Below are 19,311 nucleotides of genomic sequence, written 5' to 3' on the forward strand. Positions count from 1 at the left end.
CTTGGCGTGACACCGAAACACCATACATCAGGCACCTCGGTCAAAGGAAGGTCGGTCGTTTGCCGTACCGGCAGTACATCGCTACGAGCAGCACTCTTCATGCCCAGCATGGTGGCATGCCGGTTCAACCCGATCCTCAATCAATTTGCAGCGCGCCTGCTGACAACTGGACTGCCGAGGAAGGCTGTCATTTGCGCTGTCATGCACAAACTGACTCACCTGATTTACGGGGTAATCCGCACCGGCAAGCCATTTGACGCAAATTACCCGTCGAAACGGCTTGCCATTCAAGACGGTATCTGACCCCGATGTTGAAGGTACGGGTAGAATGCGCTCTCGATAAACAAGGACAAGCAATGAAAAAGACCGACCTGGCCAAGAGCGACGCCAAGAAACTGATGAACCAGATGAGCGCGAAGGGTGGCGCCTTTGGCGCGTCCGTCGCGCCGGCTGTCGACCGCCGCGAGCAGCGCGAGCGTGAACGGGCGCTGGGGCTGGTGCCGTTTGCCGTCAAGCTCAACGGCGAGCTGGTGCAGCAGCTGCAGGCGCAGGCCAGGGAGCGCGGTGTCGACATGAACCAGCTGGTGGCCGAGCTGCTGCAAAAAGGCCTGTCGGCCTGAAGCCCCGCCCTGCCCGCGGCGTGCTCAGCACGCGTCGCGCATGCCGGCTGCGACGACCGCATCCTCGAAGGGCTTGCGTTCGGTATGGATCTTGATGAGGTTGCCGGTGTGGGACAGGTGCTGCGCGATCCCGACGGTCAGGTGCATGTATTTCGTTCCCGTCAGGACGCTCACCCGCCGCAACTGCGCGCGCGCTTCGGAAAAGAAGGCCGCCCACTGCCGGCTCACGTCGACCGACACGTTCACGACCTGCTCGGCGTCGACCAGCAGTTCCAGCGTTCCCGCGCGCCACAGCGCCAGCCGGATCTCGTCCAGGCAGGTGCTGCCGATCTGGCCTTCGTCGACGCCCGCGATGGTCACCAATAGCGCATCGGGCGCCAGCTGGCGGAAACAGAACTCGCCGCCTTCGGCGTTGATGCGCACTTCACGCGCGTCCTGGGTCCTGGTGGTGACCTGCATCATGCCGCCGCTCCTGGAGCTCAGTGGATCGCAGCCGGGTAGCGGAGTTCGCGGCGCGCAGCGCGCAGTGTTTGATCATGGGCCATGGGCCGATGATACATTTGCCCTGGCTGGAGGACAATGCCTGCGGCCGATCGGCCGGCTCAGACCTGCGCCACCCGCAGCATCGCCTCGATCCGCCCCGGCTCCACCGGCCGGCTGAAGTGGAAGCCCTGCATCTGGTCGCAGCCGTGTTCAAGCAGGTAGGCCAGCTGCTCGCCGGTCTCGACGCCTTCCGCAATCACGTTCAGCTTCATCGAATGCGCCAGCGCGATCACCGCGTTGACGATAGCGGCGTCGTCGGCGTCCTGGGTCAGGTCCATCACGAAAGAGCGGTCGATCTTCAGGCTGTGGATCGGGAAGCGCTTCAGGCTGGCCAGGCTCGAGTAGCCGGTGCCGAAATCGTCGATCGCCAGCTGCACGCCCATGGCGGCCAGGCGCCGCATGGTTTCGGTGGCGGCCAGCGGGTTTTCCATCAGGACGCTCTCGGTGATTTCCAGGGTCAGGTAGCCGGGGTCGCAGCCGGTGCGCTCCAGCAGCGCAGCCACGCACTGGGCCACGTCCTGCCCCAGGAACTGGCGCGCCGACAGGTTCACGCTGATGCGCACCGGGCTCAAGCCGGCCTGGCGCCAGGCCACCTGCTGGGCCATGGCGGTGGCCAAGACCCATTCGCCGATCGGCACGATCAGGCCGGTTTCCTCGGCCAGCGGGATGAAGTCGGCGGGAGACACCATGGCGCGGTCCTGCGGCTGCCAGCGCAGCAGCGCCTCCACCCCGGTCACCACGCCGCTGCCGATATCGACCACCGGCTGGTAGTGCAGCAGGAATTCCCGGCGCTGCAGGGCGCGCTGCAGGGCGCCTTCCATGCGCAGGTGCTCGACCGCCTGGGCGCCCATTTCGGCCGTATAGAACGAGTAGTGGTTGCCGCCCTGCGCCTTGGAGCCGTACATGGCGCTGTCGGCGCATTTGAGCAAGGTGGCGCTGTCCTCGCCGTCGCGCGGGTACATGGCGATGCCGATGCTCCCTGATGGGAAGACTTCCTGGCCGCACAGCATCAAGGGCTGGAACAGGTTTTCCAGCAGCTTGCGCGCCACGCGCGCCGCGTCTTCCTCTCCGCCCAGGTCGGGCAGCACCACCACGAATTCGTCGCCGCCCTGGCGCGCCACGGTGTCGCTCTCGCGCAGGCTGCCCGACAGGCGGCGCGCGATCTCGACGATCAGGCCGTCGCCGGCATCGTGGCCCAGGCTGTCGTTGACGTGCTTGAAGCGGTCCAGGTCGATGAACATCACCGCCACCTGGCGCCCTGCCCGGTGTGCATGCATGATGGCCTGGCCGAGGCGGTCCTGCATCAGCACGCGATTCGGCAGGCCGGTGAGCGCGTCGTGGTTGGCCATGCGCAGCAGCGCTTCCTCGGCCTGCTTTTGTGCGTGGATGTCGTTGATGACGCAGATGAAGCGCTGGCCGCCGTTCACGTCGCGCATCGCCGACACGTTCACGCTGACCCACGCGCGCGCGCCATCGCGCCGCAACAGGCGCTTTTCCAGCTGGTAGTCGCTGATCTGGCCGAGCTTGAGCCGCCTGATCAGCACTTCTTCTTCGGCCATGTCTTCGGCGCAGGTCAGTTGCTGGAAGAAGCGCTGCATCAGCTCCATCTCGGTATAGCCGAGGATCTGCGACATCTTGCTGTTGGTCCGCAGCACGCGCCCGTCCGCGCCCAGCAGCACGATGCCGACCGCGGCCTGGTTGAAGGTGAGCCGGAAGAATTCTTCGCTTTCCTGCAGGCGCAGGCGCGCCTTGCGGCGGAAGGTGATGTCCTGGCCGATCAGGAGCAGCATGTAGCCGCCGTCCTTGCGGGTGCGGCGGATGTTGAAGTCGACGTAGCGCACGCCGTCCGCGCGGCCGTCCAGGGTGACCAGCACGTTGTCGTGCGGAGCGCCGGAAGCCAGCGCCTCGGCCGCGCGGCGCGCGAGTTCAGGGCAGGCGATCAGCTCGTCCAGCGCCAACTTCTGTTCGCACAGCAGGTCGTCCGACACGCCGAGCAGGTCGGCCATCATGCGGTTCATCGAGCAGGCGCGCAAGGATGCATCGACCATCACCAGCCCGGCCGGCATGGCGTCGATGACCTGCTCCAGGTAGTTCTGGTTCTGCAGGTGGCTGTCGGCAAATTCGTGCAGCACGTTCATCGGTGGAGGCATTTCATGGCAAACCTGGAGCCCAAGGGCAATATTTATTCTGGGATAGTGTCATTGCATGATAGCAATCAGTGTCGTGTGAATCGAGCAGATAATCACGAATTCTCACGTCTGTTGTGAAACCACCATACCGCGAGTGTGGTTTTGTTGCCGAAGGCCAATAAAAGCTTGGGATGGCGCAAGGCCTGCCGCTGGCCACGGCAGCACAGTAGGACGAATCCCATTGCCGAGAGGAGTCCGCCATGCCACGCCGCCTGTCCCTGTCCTTGCTGCTCTCCCTGGCCGCCGCCCCTGCCCTGGCGCAGGACGTAAGCGTGACGGTTACCCCGGTGCGCCAGAACTTCGCGCGCAGCGACGAGGTGAAGGTCGAAGTCACGCTGGCCAACCATGGCTTGACGCCGCAGTTCATCCTGAAATGGCATACCCCGGTCGAGGGTGTGGAAGCGCAGCTGTTCGAGGTGCAGCGCGACGGCCAGCCGGTGCGCTATCTCGGCATCGAAGCCAAGCGCCCGGCGCCGGGCCCGAACGACTACGTGCGGCTGGAACCGGGTGCCTCGATCTCGACCGTGGTGGAGCTGTCGGCGCTGTACGAGATGAACGTGACCGGCTCCTATACCCTGCGCTACCGCACCGCCGCGGCCGGCCTGTTCGGCAGCGCGGGCGTGCGCCAGACGACAGGCGCGCTGGCCTCGAACACGGCCGCGATCTGGATCGAGGGGCGCCTGCCGCGCGGCGCGCGGCCGCCGGCCAAGCAGGCCGCCACCGGCAGCGGGCTCGAGTTCAGCAAATGCTCGAACGCGCAGCAGGAGCAGCTGGCGCAAGCGGTCGACGCGGGCCGCGCGATGACGGTCGACAGCCATGCCTACCTGAGCGCCGGCGCTGCCTATGGCGCGCGTTACGCCACCTGGTTCGGCGCGCCCGACCCGGCCCGCGGCGCGGCGGTGACGAAGAATTTCGCCGCGATCCGCGACGCGTTCGAGACCAAGCCCCTGAAGATAGACTGCGGCTGCACCGCCTCGTATTTCGCCTACGTCTACCCGGCCCAGCCCTATACGATCTATGTCTGCAAGGCCTTCTGGACAGCGGCGCCGACCGGCACCGATTCGCGCGGCGGCACCCTCTTGCATGAGCTCAGCCATTTCACCGTGGTGGCGGGCACCGACGACCACGTGTACGGGCAATCGGGGGCGGCGGACCTGGCGCGCACCGACCCGGGACGGGCCGTCAACAACGCCGATTCGCACGAATACTTCGGGGAGAACACGCCCCAACAACAATGACCGAGCATAATTGCTAGCACTTGTATTGACAGATTTCCAGCGCACGATTGAAGATTTTTGTCGCTTGTTGACTTTCCACAAATACTGTCACATTCAGCACGAATCGACTTTACACCTACTCATCATTCCGTGATGATTCATTGGAGTTATTCCATATCACCGGCGTAACTCGATAAGGCTGAGGCAAGGCCACATAACAATTTTTCACACGGAGAATCAATATGAGCTGGAACGGCATCTTGAAGTCGGCAGTGGGCGCTGCGGCGCTGATGGTGGCATGCGGCGCGGTGGCGGCCCCGAAGGGCGTCTCGGTCAGCGTCACCCCGGAGAAGAACGCGCTGGGGCAGGACGAAGACGTGGTGGTCAAGGTCACCATCACCAACAATTCGGGCGCGCCGCAGTACGTGCTCAAGTCGCGCACGCCGTTCGAAGGCATGGACCACCCGCTGTTCGACATCAAGCGCGACGGCCAGCCGGTGACCTACCTCGGCGCCCTGGCCAAGCGCGGCGCACCGACCCAGTCCGACTACTTCGTGCTCAAGCCGGGCGCCTCCCACACCGTCAAGGTCGAGCTCTCGAGCCTGTACGACATGAGCGTGAGCGGCGACTACCAGATCAGCTACAAGACCCATTCGCCCCAGCTGTTCCTCGCCTCTGCAAGCGGCGGCGATACCGCCTCGATCGCCTCGGCGCCGGCCTCGGTGTGGATCGACGGGCGCGTGGCGCGCGGCGAGAAGTCGAAGGTCGAACTCGACCTGGAAGCCATGAAGGCGCCAGCGCCGACGCCATCGGCCGGCAGCCTCTCGTTCAGCCGCTGCACCACCTCGCAGCAAAGCACCGTGATCTCGGCCATGTCGGCCGGCCTGAACATGTCCAGCGACAGCGACGCCTACATGACGCGCGGCGTCATCGGCCCGCGCTACACCAAGTGGTTCGGCGCCAACAACAGCACCCGCGTGGCCACCGTGAAGTCGAACTTCGCCAAGATCACGGACGCGTTCGCGAACAAGCCGGTGACGGTGGATTGCGGCTGCAACAAGACCTACTACGCCTATGTCTACCCGACCCAGCCGTACAAGATCTATGTCTGCAAGGCCTTCTGGACGGCGCCGATGACCGGCACCGATTCCAAGGGCGGCACCCTGCTGCATGAAATGAGCCACTTCAACGTGGTCGCCGGCACCGACGACAACGTGTACGGCCAATCCGGCGCCGCCAACCTGGCGATCACCAATCCCGACCTGGCAGTGCAGAACGCCGACTCGCACGAGTACTTCGGCGAGAACACCCCGGCCCTGAACTAAGCCGCAAGGACTGTTTCGGATAGCAGGAAGGGCGGCCTTGCCGCCCTTCCTGCCGTTTACAGGCTGTGCGCTGTCAGCGGCTGAAGCTGAAGCGCACCGGCGTTGCCGGGCTATGGCTTACCGCATCGAGCTCTTTCACATCCTTCAGCCACGGCCCGTCGTAGCGGATCTCGTAGCTCCCCTTCCCCTGCCTGAACGCATACGCCGGCGTGATGTCGATGGTATTCATGTGCATGGTGTGCGGCGCCACCGGATGGTAATCCTGGGCCGTGAGCGCGCTGCGCTTGACCATCATGCCGGTGTAGTCAAGCGGCTTGCCGGGCGTGGCGCCCTGCATGTCCAGCACCTCGAAACGCCGGCCCGTGAGTTCGTCTTCGGCGGCGACTTCGCGCGGCACATAGATCGTGGTCTCGCCATGGTTCTCGACCGTCAGGCGCACCCGCACCTGGCCGCCGGTGGTCTCGACTTCGAGCTGGTGGCGCACGGCCGCGTCTTTTTCCACGGCGCCGACGGCGCTCACGAGGCCGCCCAGGGCAAGGACCAGCAGGGCAAGGATGGGTTTGACATGCATGCGCACTCCTTGAAAGAATATTTCAAACAGACGGCAAAAATGACATTTTATTTCAGGGCCGTGGGCGGCGGCTCGGGCGTCGCGGCCAGGATCATCACCGCAACGCGCCGGTTGCGCGCCTGGTTGACGGGGCTGTCGTTGCGCGCCACCGGCCGCGTCGCGCCATGGCCGATCGCCGACAGCCGCTGCTCCTGTACGCCGCCCTCGATGAACAGGCGCACCACGCTGGCCGCGCGTACCGCCGACAGCTCCCAGTTCGATGCATACTGGGGCGTGGCGATCGGCAGGTTGTCGGTATGGCCTTCGACTTCGACCATGTGCGGATCGTCTTTCAGCAGGCCGGCCACCTCGCGCAGCACCGCGCGCGCGTCCGGCTGCAGCACCGCGTCACCCTGGTCGAACAGCGCGCTGGCATTGATCTCGATGCTGATGCCGCGCGCGTTCTGGGTCACGCGCACCTGGCCCGATTTCACCAGCGGCAGCAGGGTCGCCGACAGGTCTTTCGACAGGGTCTCCAGGCGCTGGCGGTCGCGCCGTGCGGCCTCGATGCGCTTGCGGTTGACGATGTGCGACAGCGGCAGCGCCGGCTCCACGCGCGTGGCCGCCTGCGGCGCCAGGCTGCGCCCGCCGAAGGCGTCGCCCAGCGCTTCGGACAGCACCGCGTACTTGCCTTCGTTGACGATGGAAATCGCGTACATCACGACGAAGAAGGCGAACAGCAGCGTGATGAAGTCGGCGTAGGAAATCAGCCAGCGCTCGTGGTGCTCGCCGGAAGCCGAATGATCGTCGTAGCGTTTGCGCGCCATGGTCCAGCGCCTAGTGGCGCATCAGGAGGCTGGCCACGCGCTCGTCGACCACGCGGGTATGGTCGCCGCTGGCCAGGTCGTGGAAGACTTCGGCCAGGATCTCGTACTGGGTCACCTTGTCGGTGACGATGGCCTTCAGTTTGTTCCCGACCGGGTAGAAGAACAGGTTGGCCAGGCCCACGCCATATACGGTGGAGACAAAGGCGACCGCGATGCCCGAACCCAGGCGCGACGGGTCCGACAAGTTCTCCATCACGTGGATCAGGCCCAGCACCGCGCCCAGGATGCCGATGGTCGGCGAATAGCCGGCGGCCGATTCCCAGATGCGCGCGGCCTGGCGCTGGGCGAATTCGTAGGCGCTGATTTCGCTCTCGAGCAGGCTGCGGATCTTGTCGGGGTTGATGCCGTCCACCACCAGGCGCAGGCCCTTCTGGACGAATTTGTCCTGCGTGCCCATGTACTGCTCGAGCGAGAGCAGGCCGTCGCGGCGCGCCGTCAGGCTCCACAGCGCGATCTCGCGCGAGAGCTTGTCGCGGCCCGATTTCGGCGGGAAGAACACCCAGCGCAGCATGCGCATCCCATGCAGGAAGCTGCGGGTTTCGCTTTGCAGCAGCACGGCCCCGAAGGTGCCGACCACCACGATGGCAAACGCGGCCGGCTGGATCAGCGAGGCGAACTTGCCGCCGTCGAGCGTATGGCCCACCAGGATGCCCGCCAGCGCGAGCACCAGTCCCGCTACGCTGGCCCAGTCCATAATTGCTCCTTGAGCGAGGCACGCAGCCGCGACACCGCCTGGGTGTGCAGCTGCGACACGCGCGATTCACTCACGCCCATGACCGCGCCGATTTCCTTCAGGTTGAGTTCTTCCTCGTAGTACAGGCCCATCAGCATCTTCTCGCGCGGAGGCAGCTTGTCGATGGCGTCGATGACGGCCTGGCGGAAGTCGGTGTCGAGCAGCGAGCGCAGCGGGTCGGCGTCGTCGACCGCATAGCGGTCGAGGAAGCTGTCGCTGCCCTCTTCGTCGTGAAAATCCTCGTAGTACAGCAGCTGGTGCCCGCCGCCGTCGCCCAGCATGTCCTGGTACTCGGACAGCGAGATCTTGAGCGACTTGGCGATTTCCGATTCGCTGGCCGGGCGGCCGAGGCGCTGCTGCAGCGCTTCCATCGCAGCCTCGACCTTGCGCATGTTCTGGCGGGTGCTGCGCGGCATCCAGTCGCTCGAACGCAGTTCGTCGAGCATGGCGCCGCGGATGCGCAGCACCGCATAGGTCTCGAACTGGGCGCCGTGGTTGTCCTCGTAGCGGTTGATCGCGTCGAGCAGGCCGATCATGCCCGCCTGCACCAGGTCATCGACTTCCACCGAAGGCGGCAGCTTGGCCTTCATGTGGTGGGCAAGACGCTTCACCAACGGCATGTGCTCCGTCAGCAAATGGTTCTTGTCCGCTTTCCCTTTGACCGTGTACATGCGTTGCTTGTCTTCTCTTCTTCTCTAGCAGGTCAGGACCCGAAATGTGCGCCGCCTCCCCGGCCCAGCTGCGGCATCGCGTGCAGCGCGAACTTGCCTGCCAGCTGGCGGAAAGCAACCGATGCGCCCGCCAGCGGGAAGGCATCGACCACGGCGCGCCCCAGGCGCGCGGCGCGGTGCAGGTATTCGTCGGCCGGTACCGAGCCCATCGAATTGAGGGTCACCGCCAGGTAGCGTGTTGCCGCGGTAGACATATTATCGTATACAACCTTGGCTTCCGCCTCTGTCGCGCCGGTAACAAGGATGCCGAAAGGACGGCGGCCCAGCTGGTGCGACAAATGCTTGATCAAGGCGTAGGCATTCGTGATCGATGCGGCGCTGGTGGAGACCTGCACCACGATCTCGGAACTGGCCATCAGCGGCAGCGGCAATTCGCCGTCCGGGCCGAGTTCGGCGTCGACCATCACGATGCCGGCCTGCTTGACCAGCACGTCGAAGGTCTTGCCCAGGCGGCGCGCGTCGTCGGCGCGCTGCGGGCTGCCGAGCGAAGCCACCGAGAAGCCCTGCGGCACCGCGTGCAGCACCTGGTTCAGGCCGCATTCCTGGCGCGCCACGTTGGTCAGCGCGGCGGCGCGGCTGATGCCCAGGCGCCGGGCCACGCCATACTCGCGCTCGCAGGCGTCGACGATCAGCACGTCGTTGCCGGCCTGGGACAGCGAGGCGCCCAGGTTGACCAGCATGGCGCCCTTGTCGTCTTCGGGGGTAGCGGAAAGAAAAGTCACGATGCGCGGGCGCGGGCCCTGCAGCATCCGGCGCAGGCCTTCGGCCTGGTCGAAATCGAAACTAGCCAAGGGACACCTCGCGCAGCGAACGGTCGTTGTGCAGGTTGCCTGCGTTGGCGCCGGCGGCGGCCATCATCAGCGGCAGGTCGGCGTCGAAAAAACCGTTGCCGGCGGCCTTGCTGCGGAAGGCGCGGTCGACCAGCATGGCGCGGTCGGCCAGGTGCAGGTCTTCCGGCACGCGCTGGCCGTTCGAGATGTAGTGCAGGTTCAGCTTCTGGCGGATCACGACGTCGAGCACGTTGCCGATCGAAGCGGCTTCGTCCAGCTTGGTCATGATGCAGCCGGCCAGGCCCGAACCTTGATAGGCGCGCACCACTTCGTTCAGGGTCTCGTTGGTCGAGGTCGCGTTCAGGCACAGCAGGCGTTTCACGTCGGCGCCGGATTCGCTCAGCATGGCCACCTGTTCCGTCACCATCTGGTCGCGCTGCGACATGCCGATGGTGTCGATCAGCACGGTGTGCTTGTTCTTGAGTTCCTTCAGGGCGATGCGCAGGTCGGCTTCGTCCTTCACCGAGTGCACCATCACGCCCAGGATCTTGCCGTAGATGCGCAGCTGCTCGTGGCCGCCGATACGGTAGGCGTCGGTGGTGATCAGGGCCAGCTTGTCGGCGCCGTGGCGCATCACGCAGCGGGCGGCCAGCTTGGCGGTGGTGGTGGTCTTGCCGACACCGGTCGGGCCGACCAGGGCGAACACGCCGCCGCGCGAGAGCAGGTCGTCTTCGTTGGCGATGGTGGTCAGGTTACGGGCCAGCACGGTCTTGATCCAGCGCAGGGCTTCGGCCGCGTCCTTCGTGGCCGGCATCTTGTCGATCAGGTAGCGCGCCAGGGTGGCCGAGAAACCGGCGGCCAGCATCTCGCGCAGCACGGCGTTCTTCTGCGGTTCGCGCTGCGAGCCGGCGTTCCACGACAGCTCGGCCAGCTGGGTTTCCATCATGCCGCGCATGGCGCGGATTTCATTCATCATGCCGCTCATTTCGAGCGTGGCCGATTCCTTGGCCTGGGCGATCGCGGCGCTCATCATCGAGCTCATGGCGGCCATGTCGATGGCCGGCGCTGCAGCCGGGGCACGGCGGTTTTCGTAGGTCGGCGGCACTTCCTCGGCAACCGGGGCAGGCGCGGCGCGGCGCTCGACATAAGGCTGGCCGGCGAACGGCTCCATCTGCGGCTGGGCGGCGCGCGGAGCGGCCTGGCGTGGTTCGGGAGCGGCGAAGGCAGGGGCGCGGGAAAAGACCGGTTCCGGGTCGAAGTCGGTGTCGAAGGCCTGGAATTGCGGCTGGGCTTGTTCGATGCTCGGCGCGGACAGCGAGGCGACGTCGTCGTTGTCCAGCGCCAGGATCTCGACCACGCCGTCGACCGGACGGTTGGACAGGATGACTGCGTCAGGACCGAGTGCCTCGCGCACCTTGCGCAAGGCGTCACGGGAGGTAGCCGCTGTAAATTTCTTCACGTTCATCGTTGTTCTCCGCACTTCGCTGGTCTGTTCTATGTTCTGTTGCAGGCGAAACCGCCCGTCCATAGATCGTATTATTGGCGATGCCGTGCGGAAACCATCGGGGGAGAAGGAAGGGGAAAAGGGCCTATTTCAAATGGCCCGGGAAAAAATGAAGGTCTACCAAGGTTTTGTAGGGTGGGCGGGTCTCCCCCCCACCCTACAACCATCACATCGGCACGCCGACCAGGCTGGTCACCCGAATCGTCTTGGTTTCCGGAATCTCGTTGTGCGACAGCACTTTCAGCTGGGGCACCGCACGGCGCAGGAAACGCGACAGCAGCACGCGCAGCGGGGCCGGCACCAGCAGCACCGGGCTCAGGCCCAGCTCTTCCTGCTGCTGGGCAGCATTCGCGGCCTGCTGGGCGATGGTGTCGGCCAGGCCCGGCTCGATGCCGGCGCCGTCGCCGCCCGCTCCCATGGCCTGCATCAGCAAACGCTCGAGGCGGTTGTCGAGGGTCATCACGGACAATTCGTTCATGCCCGGGAACAGCTGCTGCACGATGGCGCGGCCCAGCGCCACCCGCACCATGGCGGTCAGCTCGTTCGGGTCCTGGGTCTGCGTCGCGTATTCCGACAGCGCCTCGATGATGGTGCGCATGTCGCGGATGTGCACGCCTTCCTGCAGCAGGTTCTGCAGCACTTTCTGCAAGGTCGACAGCGAGACGATCTTCGGCACCAGGTCTTCCACCAGCTTCGGGGTTTCCTTGCCCAGGTGGTCGAGCAGCGCCTGCACTTCCATGCGGCCCAGCAGCTCGGAGGCGTGGGTGGTGATCAAATGGTTCAGGTGGGTCGCCACCACGGTGCCGGCGTCGACCACGGTATAGCCCATGCTCTGGGCTTCGTCGCGCAGGCTGGCGTCGATCCAGGTGGCGGGCAGGCCAAAGGCCGGATCGGTCGTCACCAGGCCAGGCAGCGTGCCGCTGGCCATGCCCGGGTTGATCGCCAGGAACTGGCCGTTCATGGCTTCGCCCGTGCCCACTTCCACGCCCTTGAGCGTGATGCGGTAGGCCGATGGCTTGAGTTCCAGGTTGTCGCGGATGTGCACGGGCGGCGCCAGGAAGCCGACTTCCTGGGCGAATTTCTTGCGGATGCCCTTGATGCGCTTGAGCAGCTCGCCTCCTTGGGTCTTGTCCACCAGCGGAATCAGGCGGTAGCCCACTTCCAGGCCGAGGGTGTCGACCGCCATGACATCCTGCCAGGTGGCTTCTTCCGATTCGGCCGGCGCAGCCGCGCCGCCGGCGCCGCCGGCCGCCGCGGCTTCTGCAGCCGCCGCCGCTTCCTGGGCCGGGGCTTCGCGGCGCCGCTTGGCGATCATGTAGCCGCCGCCGACCAGGGCGCCGCCCAGCAGCAGGAACACCAAATTCGGCATGCCCGGGATCAGGCCCAGCGCCAGGATGATGCCGCCGGTGATGTAGAGCGCTTCCGGACGGGCGAACAGCTGGGTGGTCAACTGGGTGCTGATGTCTTCGTCGCTGGCCACGCGCGAGACCACCATACCGGCCGCGATCGAGATGATCAGGGATGGCAGCTGGGCCACCAGGCCGTCGCCGATGGCCAGCAGGGTGTAGACCTCGGCGGCCTTGCCGAAGGGCATGTCGTGCTGGACGATACCGATGATCAGGCCGCCGACGATGTTGATCACGGTGATCATGATGCCGGCGACCGCGTCGCCCTTGACGTACTTCGAGGCGCCGTCCATCGCGCCGTAGAATTCGGCCTCTTGCGCGACTTCGTTGCGGCGCTTGCGGGCGTCGGCTTCGCCGATCAGGCCGGCGTTCAGGTCGGCGTCGATCGCCATCTGCTTGCCCGGCATCGCATCCAGGGCGAAGCGCGCGCCGACTTCGGCGATACGGCCCGCACCCTTGGTGACCACCGAGAAGTTAATGATGGTGAGGATGATGAAGACGACGATACCGACGGTGTAGTTACCGCCGATCAGGAAGTGGCCGAAGGCCTCGATGACCTTACCGGCGGCCGCGCCGCCGGTGTGGCCTTCGGTCAGCACGATGCGGGTCGACGCGACGTTGAGCGACAGGCGCAGCATCGTGGAGACCAGCAGGATGGCCGGGAAGGCCATGAAGTCGAGCGGCTTGACCGTGTACAGCGCGGTCAGGAGCACGATGACTGACAGCGCGATGTTAAAGCTGAAGAACACGTCCAGCACGAAGGCCGGCAGCGGCAGGATCATCATCGCCAGCAGGACGATGATGAGCAGCGGCGCGGCCAGCGCGTTGCCGCCGCGGGCGCCCAGGCCATTCATCCATGCCGGCAGTCTGATGCTGTTCATTAGTGCAGTGCTCCGTTATTGGTGCTGCCCGGCCCCTTGTAGGCCGGATCGTTCGGGTCCATCTCCGCCGGCACCGCGAGTTTCGTCGGGCGATCCGGGTATTGGCCGTCGCCGGTCTTGTAGGCGCGCAGCTGGTAAACATAGGCCAGTACTTCGGCCACGGCCGAGAACAGCTTTTCCGGGATTTCTTCGTCGATGTCGGTGTGCTTGTACAGCGCACGGGCCAGGGCCGGGGCTTCGAGCAGGGTCACCTTGTGCTCGGCGCCGAGTTCGCGGATCTTGGCCGCCACGTCGTCGATACCCTTGGCCACCACGCGCGGTGCGCCTTTCTGGCCGTCGGCATACTTCAGCGCCACCGCATAGTGGGTCGGGTTGGTGACGATCACATCGGCAGTAGGGACATTCTGCATCATCCGGCCGCGCGCCATTTCGCGCTGGAGCTGGCGAATCCTGCCCTTCATCTGCGGATTGCCGTCCGATTCCTTGGATTCCTGGATCACTTCCTGGCGCGTCATCTTGAGCTTGTCGTTGTAGTGCCAGAGCTGCCAGGGGCCGTCGATGGCCGCGATCAGGCCCAGCGCCCCGGTGATGAACAGGAAGGCCTTGGCCATCAGCTCGCCCACGTGGGCGCTGCCGGTATTGAGCGGTTCGACCGCCAGGCCGAGGAAGGCTTCTTTCTGGCCATTGATGACGACCCAGGCCACGGCGCCGACCACCAGGGTCTTGGCGATGGCCTTGAGCAGCTCGATCAGCGCATTGGTGGAGAACATGTTGCCGATGCCCTTGATCGGGTTCAACTTCATGAAGTTCGGCATGAAGGCCTTGGACGAGAACAGCCAGCCGCCGATCAGGAGCGGCGAGGCCAGCGCGACCAGCATGATCAGGCCGGCCAGCGGCAGGCAGGCGATCAGTACGCCAACCAGGTCGTTGGTGATGCGCTCGATCAGGATGTCGGGGTTGTAGACCTGGTCGCGGCTGAGCGACAGGCCGGAATGCAGGGTTTCGCCGAGCTTGCCGGCCAGGGTGCCGCCGGTCATGTACAGGCCGGCGCCGGCGGTCATCAGGACGGTAAAGGTAGCGATCTCGCGCGAACGGGGAACGTCGCCATCCTCACGGGCTTTTTCCAGCCTCCTGGGTGACGCGGGTTCGGTCTTTTCGGCATCGCTGTCTTCCGACATCCACTGCTCCTGTTAGTTACTACCAAGAACAGGATTATCGCAGGTGTTGCCGTACGGCTAGAAGCGAAACAGGGTGTGAAAGACCCTCTAATTGCCTTGTTGTGCGTGAAAGCTACTCAGCAGTAAAGCCAATAGCGCTAAAACTTAGAGGAACAACAAATCAAGCGTTCGTTTGCCAAGATCATGTCCTAAGTTGTGAAAGTTGAACTCTAGAGCAGACCCGAATTCGTGAAGCCGGGTCCAAAATATGTCAGACTGGGCAGAAGTGTCATCTCAATTTGGGCAATGTCTGAGCGAACGGGAGCAAGTATGCAGCGGTCCGAAGTACGTAATGGAATTATCTACGAAACGGAAGGACACCTGGACCGGGGACTGGTACCAGATGCGGTGCAGGCAGCGCAACTAAGCGGGTCGCCTGCGCCGATTGCCCAGTGCAAACTAGCCGACATGATAAATAGTAGTCCTCGCCAAGCGGCGCAAGTCCAGTTGAGCAGCGTCATCCGACGAAATACGCTTGCTCGCGCCCAGCGGCGGCCTGTCAGTCTCGTAGGTCCAGTGCAGCTCCAACAGACAATCAGCGGACATGGCGCACTTCGGCGTGACGTCACCAATGCGCCGGTAAGTTACACGGTTCCTCTTGGTAAGAAGATCATTCGTGCCGCACCGCCGGGAGCAACCTTGGGAGATATCTCCTTGGTTTTGAACGTGACGACGTCACCCGACCCGGCAACTATGCGTTCGAACATCAAGGTGAGTACAACAGCCGAATTCTGGACAAATATCGCGATGGTCAAGGTCGTGAAGGACAATGCAGACATTCCAAAAACGGCACTACAAACCACTATACTGGCGGGTATTTGCGATGCCACAGCGCCATACTCAGGCTTATCCGGCGGCAACAAAGGCTCCTTGACCTCCTTGGAAAAAAAAGAGAAATTCGAAGCATGGGCAAACACCAAGGTCGTGCCCGAAACGTTTAAAGTAATTAACGCAACAGAAGTAATGGACGATATGGTGCTGTCGGCATTTGAGCCGAAGCTACAAAGCGGAGCAAACAGCGCATCGCAAAACCATTACATTACGACTGCTACGACACTATCAGCGCACATTGCAAGCAATCCTGGCGAGAATGAATTCGTCGTCAATGCATGCTCACATGACCCAGATGCAGAATTTACGGGTTTCCAGATCGATAGCAAATCTTGAAGGGCATGTCCATGGGGATGGGCTTCAGCGAGCGAGGGACTCGCCCGCCCTACGGTTCTCACTCATTGACCGGCATTGCTCTCAACCGGTGTTCACAGCCCTCGCCTTACACGCTCGAGATTTACGACTAACTCAAGCCGTCTCATCATTCATAGGTCTCGCCCCCCATGAAAGGCCTGCCTTGCCCGTCGCGCGCCGACAGCGACGGCATCCCCGCCAGCGGCCAGGCAATCGCCAGCTGCGGATCGTCCCAGGCGATGCAGCGCTCGTGCTCCGGATAATAGTAATCGGTCGACTTGTAGACGAATTCCGCCCCGTCTTCCAGCGCCAGGAAGCCATGCGCAAAGCCCGGCGGGATCCACATCTGACGCTTGTTGTCCGCGCTGAGCACATTGCCGACCCATTGCCCGAAGGTGGGCGAGCCCCGCCGCAAGTCCACAGCGACATCGAACACGCTGCCGGCAATCACGCGCACCAGCTTGCCCTGCGGGTGCCGGACCTGGTAATGCAGGCCGCGCAGCACGTTCGGCGCCGACTTCGAATGGCTGTCCTGTACGAATTCCACCGCCCGCCCGAGGATGGCTTCGAAGCCGCGCGCGTTGAAGCTCTCGAAGAAGAAGCCGCGCTCGTCGCCGAACACGCGCGGCTCGAGCAGCAGCACATCCGGGATAGGCTGGGGCGTGGCGATCATGGAATGACGTTCGGTTCGGCCAGCACGCGCATCAGGTACTGGCCGTAACCGTTGTTCTGCATCGGCGCGGCCAGCTCGGCCAGCTGGGCGGCGCTGATCCAGCCCATGCGATAGGCGATTTCTTCCGGACAGGCCACCTTCAGGCCCTGGCGCCGCTCGATGGTGGCGATGAAATGGCTGGCGTCGAGCAGCGACTCGTGGGTGCCGGTGTCGAGCCAGGCGTAGCCGCGGCGCAGGATCTCGACCTGGAGCCGGCCGCGTTCCATGTAGCTGCGGTTCATGTCGGTGATTTCCAGCTCGCCGCGCGCCGAGGGCCGGAGGGCGCGCGCGATCTCCACCGCTTCGCCGTCGTAGAAGTACAGGCCCGTGACCGCATAGTTCGAGCGCGGCGCCTGCGGCTTTTCTTCCAGGCTGATGGCGCGGCCGTCGGCGCCGAATTCCACCACGCCGTAGCGCTCCGGATCCTGCACGTGATAGGCGAACACGCTGGCATCCTCGCGGTGTGAAGCGCGGTGCAGCATGTGGTACAAGTCGTGGCCGTAGAAGATGTTGTCGCCCAGGACCAGCGCCGACGGGCTGCCCGCCAGGAAGTGCGCGCCGATCAGGTAGGCCTGGGCGATGCCGTCCGGGGAGGCCTGCACCGCGTACGTGATGTCGAGCCCGAAGCGCGAGCCGTCGCCGAGCAGCTGCTCGAAACGCGGTGTGTCCTGCGGGGTCGAGATGACCAGGATTTCCTGGATCCCGGCCAGCATCAGGGTGCTGAGCGGGTAGTAGATCATCGGCTTGTCGAACACCGGCATCAGCTGCTTCGACACCGCCAGCGTGGCCGGGTACAGGCGCGTGCCGCTGCCGCCTGCCAGGATGATGCCTTTGCGTTTCATGATGTTCCTTGTTCTGCCAGTTCGGCGATCAAACGGTTGACGTGGTGGCGCCAGTCGGGCAGCGCCAGGCCGAAGGCGGCGCGGAACCTGCCGGTATCGAGCAGCGAATTGGCGGGACGCGGCGCCGCCGCGCCCCAGTCCTTTGCCAGCACCGGCCTGATGCTCCCTGGCGTGGCCTGCAGCCGCATGCCATGGGCCAGCGCCTGCTCCACGACGTGGCAGGCATAGGCATGCCAGCTGGCCTGGCCGGCTGCCGCCACATGGTAGGTGCCCGACAGCTGCGCCGCGCCGCCCATGGACGCGATGCGGTGCAGCGCCAGCGCGGTGGCGTCGGCCAGCAGGTCCGCGCCGGTCGGCGCACCCAGCTGGTCGGCCACGACGTCGAAGCAGCTGCGCTCCCCGGCCAGGCGCAGGATGGTTTTCAGGAAGTTCTCGCCATGCCGCCCGAACACCCAGCCGGTGCGCAGGATCAGGTGGCGCGCGCCGCTGGCGCGGATGCCTTCCTCGCCCTCGAACTTGCTGCGGCCATAGGCCGACAGCGGATTGGCCGCGTCGGTTTCCAGGTAGGGGCCTTGCTTGCAGCCGTCGAACACGTAGTCGGTCGAATAATGCACCAGCCAGGCGCCGCAGGCCTGCGCTTCCTCGGCCAGCACCCCGGGCGCCAGCGCATTGACGCGCTGGGCCAAGGCTTCATCGCGCTCGGCGCGGTCGACCGCCGTGCAGGCGGCGGCGTTGACGATGACGTCCGGCTCCAGGGCCCGCACGCAGGCGCGCAGCGCGTCGAGCTCCAGCAGGTCGGCATCACGGTGGCCAAGGGCGTGCAGTTCGCCCAGCAGGGCCAGCGAGCGCCCCAGCTCCCGGCCGACCTGGCCATCCTTGCCGAGCAAGAGGATCTTCATGCCTGGTAGTGCCCGGAGATCCACTCGCGGTAGGCGCCGCTGGTGACGCTCGCCACCCAGTCCGGGTGCGCCAGGTACCAGGCCACGGTCTTGCGGATGCCGGAGTCGAAGGTCTCCGCCGGGCGCCAGCCCAGTTCGCGCTCCACCTTGCCCGCATCGATCGCGTAGCGGCGGTCGTGGCCCGGGCGGTCCTTCACGAAGCTCACCTGGGCCGCGTACGGCGCGCCGTCGGCGCGCGGGCGCAGCTCGTCGAGCATGGCGCAGATGGTGTGGACGACGTCGATGTTGGCCATCTCGTTGCAGCCGCCGATGTTGTAGGTCTCCCCCACCCGGCCGCTATCGAGCACGCGGCGGATCGCGCTGCAGTGGTCCAGCACATACAGCCAGTCGCGCACCTGCCGTCCGTCGCCGTACACCGGAAGCGGCTTGCCGGCGAGCGCATTGTGGATCACCAGCGGGATCAGCTTTTCCGGGAAGTGGAAGGGGCCGTAGTTGTTGGAACAGTTGGTGGTCAGGACCGGCAAGCCATAGGTGTGGTGCCAGGCGCGCACCAGGTGGTCCGAGGCGGCCTTGCTGGCCGAATACGGGCTGTTCGGGGCGTAGGGGTGCGCTTCGGTAAAGGCCGGGGCATCGGGCGCGAGCGAGCCGTAGACTTCGTCGGTCGACACATGCAGGAAGCGGAACGCCGCGCGCTCGTTTTCCGGCAGCGCGCTCCAGTAGCCGCGCACCGCTTCGAGCAGGTGGAAAGAGCCCGTGACATTGGTATCGATGAAGGCGGCAGGGCCGGCGATCGAGCGGTCGACATGGCTTTCGGCGGCGAAGTTGAGCACCGCACGCACCCGGTGCGTGCGCAGCAGGCGCCCGACCAGTTCGGCGTCGCCGATGTCGCCGCGCACGAAGTGGTGGCGCGCATCGTTCTCGACGGCGGCCAGGTTGGCCAGGTTGCCGGCATAGGTCAGCTTGTCGAGGTTGACGACCGGCTCGCTGCCTTGCGCCAGCCAGTCGAGCACGAAGTTCGAACCGATGAAGCCTGCGCCCCCGGTCACAAGGATGGTCATACGCTAACCCGTTTGTTGAATCCGGGCATGCGCCCGCCAACC

The 19,311-nt window shown here is 64.9% G+C and carries 19 protein-coding genes; 5 read left to right on the plus strand and 14 right to left on the minus strand.

From position 1 onward, the window contains the following. Together AC3XQU_RS00005 and AC3XQU_RS00010 are read left to right on the plus strand one after the other, a co-directional pair. Positions 1–303 (plus strand): transposase (locus AC3XQU_RS00005; RefSeq protein ID WP_489872076.1); only part of this gene is annotated, 303 nt, incomplete at its 5' end. A 53-nt stretch (positions 304–356) separates the two neighbouring features. Continuing rightward, on the plus strand, positions 357–620 hold the full coding sequence (locus AC3XQU_RS00010; RefSeq protein ID WP_489872077.1) for a hypothetical protein: 264 nt from the start codon (positions 357–359) through the stop codon (positions 618–620). A 24-nt stretch (positions 621–644) separates the two neighbouring features. Here AC3XQU_RS00010 and AC3XQU_RS00015 read toward each other — a convergent pair whose 3' ends face one another. Together AC3XQU_RS00015 and AC3XQU_RS00020 are read right to left on the minus strand one after the other, a co-directional pair. After that, complete coding sequence (locus AC3XQU_RS00015; protein WP_489872078.1) at positions 645–1,082, minus strand: hypothetical protein; 438 nt, start codon at positions 1,080–1,082, stop codon at positions 645–647. A gap of 140 nt (positions 1,083–1,222) precedes the next feature. Beyond that, on the minus strand, positions 1,223–3,313 hold the full coding sequence (locus AC3XQU_RS00020; RefSeq protein WP_489872079.1) for a putative bifunctional diguanylate cyclase/phosphodiesterase: 2,091 nt from the start codon (positions 3,311–3,313) through the stop codon (positions 1,223–1,225). A gap of 239 nt (positions 3,314–3,552) precedes the next feature. Here AC3XQU_RS00020 and AC3XQU_RS00025 point away from each other — a divergent pair, with 239 nt between their 5' ends. Further along, positions 3,553–4,590 (plus strand): M35 family metalloendopeptidase, encoded by a 1,038-nt coding sequence (locus tag AC3XQU_RS00025; protein WP_489872080.1) that lies wholly within the window; start codon positions 3,553–3,555, stop codon positions 4,588–4,590. 221 nt (positions 4,591–4,811) lie between these two features. After that, positions 4,812–5,894 carry a M35 family metalloendopeptidase gene (locus AC3XQU_RS00030; protein WP_489872081.1) on the plus strand — a complete coding sequence of 361 codons (1,083 nt, stop codon included), beginning with the start codon at positions 4,812–4,814 and terminating at the stop codon, positions 5,892–5,894. Positions 5,895–5,967: 73 nt separating this feature from the next. Here AC3XQU_RS00030 and AC3XQU_RS00035 read toward each other — a convergent pair whose 3' ends face one another. The 8 genes from AC3XQU_RS00035 to flhB all read right to left on the minus strand — a co-directional run bounded on the left by AC3XQU_RS00035 (position 5,968) and on the right by flhB (position 14,534). Beyond that, positions 5,968–6,465 carry a hypothetical protein gene (locus AC3XQU_RS00035; protein ID WP_489872082.1) on the minus strand — a complete coding sequence of 166 codons (498 nt, stop codon included), beginning with the start codon at positions 6,463–6,465 and terminating at the stop codon, positions 5,968–5,970. 47 nt (positions 6,466–6,512) lie between these two features. Then, the gene (gene motD / locus AC3XQU_RS00040; protein WP_489872083.1) at positions 6,513–7,271 is read right to left on the minus strand and encodes a flagellar motor protein MotD; all 759 of its coding nucleotides are present in this window, start codon (positions 7,269–7,271) and stop codon (positions 6,513–6,515) included. A 10-nt stretch (positions 7,272–7,281) separates the two neighbouring features. Then, on the minus strand, positions 7,282–8,025 hold the full coding sequence (locus AC3XQU_RS00045; protein WP_489872084.1) for a flagellar motor protein: 744 nt from the start codon (positions 8,023–8,025) through the stop codon (positions 7,282–7,284). Continuing rightward, positions 8,007–8,735, minus strand: coding sequence for an RNA polymerase sigma factor FliA (locus AC3XQU_RS00050; protein WP_489872085.1), 729 nt, complete (start codon positions 8,733–8,735; stop codon positions 8,007–8,009). The genes AC3XQU_RS00045 and AC3XQU_RS00050 overlap by 19 nt, the downstream gene beginning before the upstream one ends. Positions 8,736–8,767: 32 nt before the next feature. After that, positions 8,768–9,586, minus strand: a complete 819-nt coding sequence (locus tag AC3XQU_RS00055) for a MinD/ParA family ATP-binding protein (protein ID WP_489872086.1) — start codon at positions 9,584–9,586, stop codon at positions 8,768–8,770. Continuing rightward, positions 9,579–11,030 (minus strand): flagellar biosynthesis GTPase FlhF, encoded by a 1,452-nt coding sequence (flhF, locus tag AC3XQU_RS00060; protein WP_489872087.1) that lies wholly within the window; start codon positions 11,028–11,030, stop codon positions 9,579–9,581. The genes AC3XQU_RS00055 and flhF overlap by 8 nt, the downstream gene beginning before the upstream one ends. A gap of 205 nt (positions 11,031–11,235) precedes the next feature. Then, positions 11,236–13,356, minus strand: a complete 2,121-nt coding sequence (gene flhA / locus AC3XQU_RS00065) for a flagellar biosynthesis protein FlhA (protein ID WP_489872088.1) — start codon at positions 13,354–13,356, stop codon at positions 11,236–11,238. Further along, positions 13,356–14,534: a flagellar biosynthesis protein FlhB gene (gene flhB, locus AC3XQU_RS00070; RefSeq protein WP_489872089.1), complete on the minus strand. Its 1,179-nt coding sequence runs from the start codon at positions 14,532–14,534 to the stop codon at positions 13,356–13,358. Before flhB ends, flhA begins: the two co-directional genes overlap by 1 nt. 309 nt (positions 14,535–14,843) lie before the next feature. Here flhB and AC3XQU_RS00075 point away from each other — a divergent pair, with 309 nt between their 5' ends. Further along, entirely contained in the window at positions 14,844–15,740 is an 897-nt protein-coding gene (locus AC3XQU_RS00075) for a hypothetical protein (protein ID WP_489872090.1), read from the plus strand. A gap of 145 nt (positions 15,741–15,885) precedes the next feature. Here AC3XQU_RS00075 and rfbC read toward each other — a convergent pair whose 3' ends face one another. The 4 genes from rfbC to rfbB are packed head-to-tail and all read right to left on the minus strand — an operon-like array spanning position 15,886 to position 19,269. Further along, positions 15,886–16,431 carry a dTDP-4-dehydrorhamnose 3,5-epimerase gene (rfbC, locus tag AC3XQU_RS00080; RefSeq protein ID WP_489872091.1) on the minus strand — a complete coding sequence of 182 codons (546 nt, stop codon included), beginning with the start codon at positions 16,429–16,431 and terminating at the stop codon, positions 15,886–15,888. Beyond that, complete coding sequence (gene rfbA / locus AC3XQU_RS00085) at positions 16,428–17,312, minus strand: glucose-1-phosphate thymidylyltransferase RfbA (protein WP_489872092.1); 885 nt, start codon at positions 17,310–17,312, stop codon at positions 16,428–16,430. Before rfbA ends, rfbC begins: the two co-directional genes overlap by 4 nt. Further along, complete coding sequence (rfbD, locus tag AC3XQU_RS00090; RefSeq protein WP_489872093.1) at positions 17,309–18,211, minus strand: dTDP-4-dehydrorhamnose reductase; 903 nt, start codon at positions 18,209–18,211, stop codon at positions 17,309–17,311. The genes rfbA and rfbD overlap by 4 nt, the downstream gene beginning before the upstream one ends. Further along, the gene (rfbB, locus tag AC3XQU_RS00095) at positions 18,208–19,269 is read right to left on the minus strand and encodes a dTDP-glucose 4,6-dehydratase (protein WP_489872094.1); all 1,062 of its coding nucleotides are present in this window, start codon (positions 19,267–19,269) and stop codon (positions 18,208–18,210) included. Before rfbB ends, rfbD begins: the two co-directional genes overlap by 4 nt. Positions 19,270–19,311 lie beyond the last annotated feature (42 nt).

The sequence above is a fragment of the Telluria sp. AZSoR62 genome, from assembly GCF_058111565.1.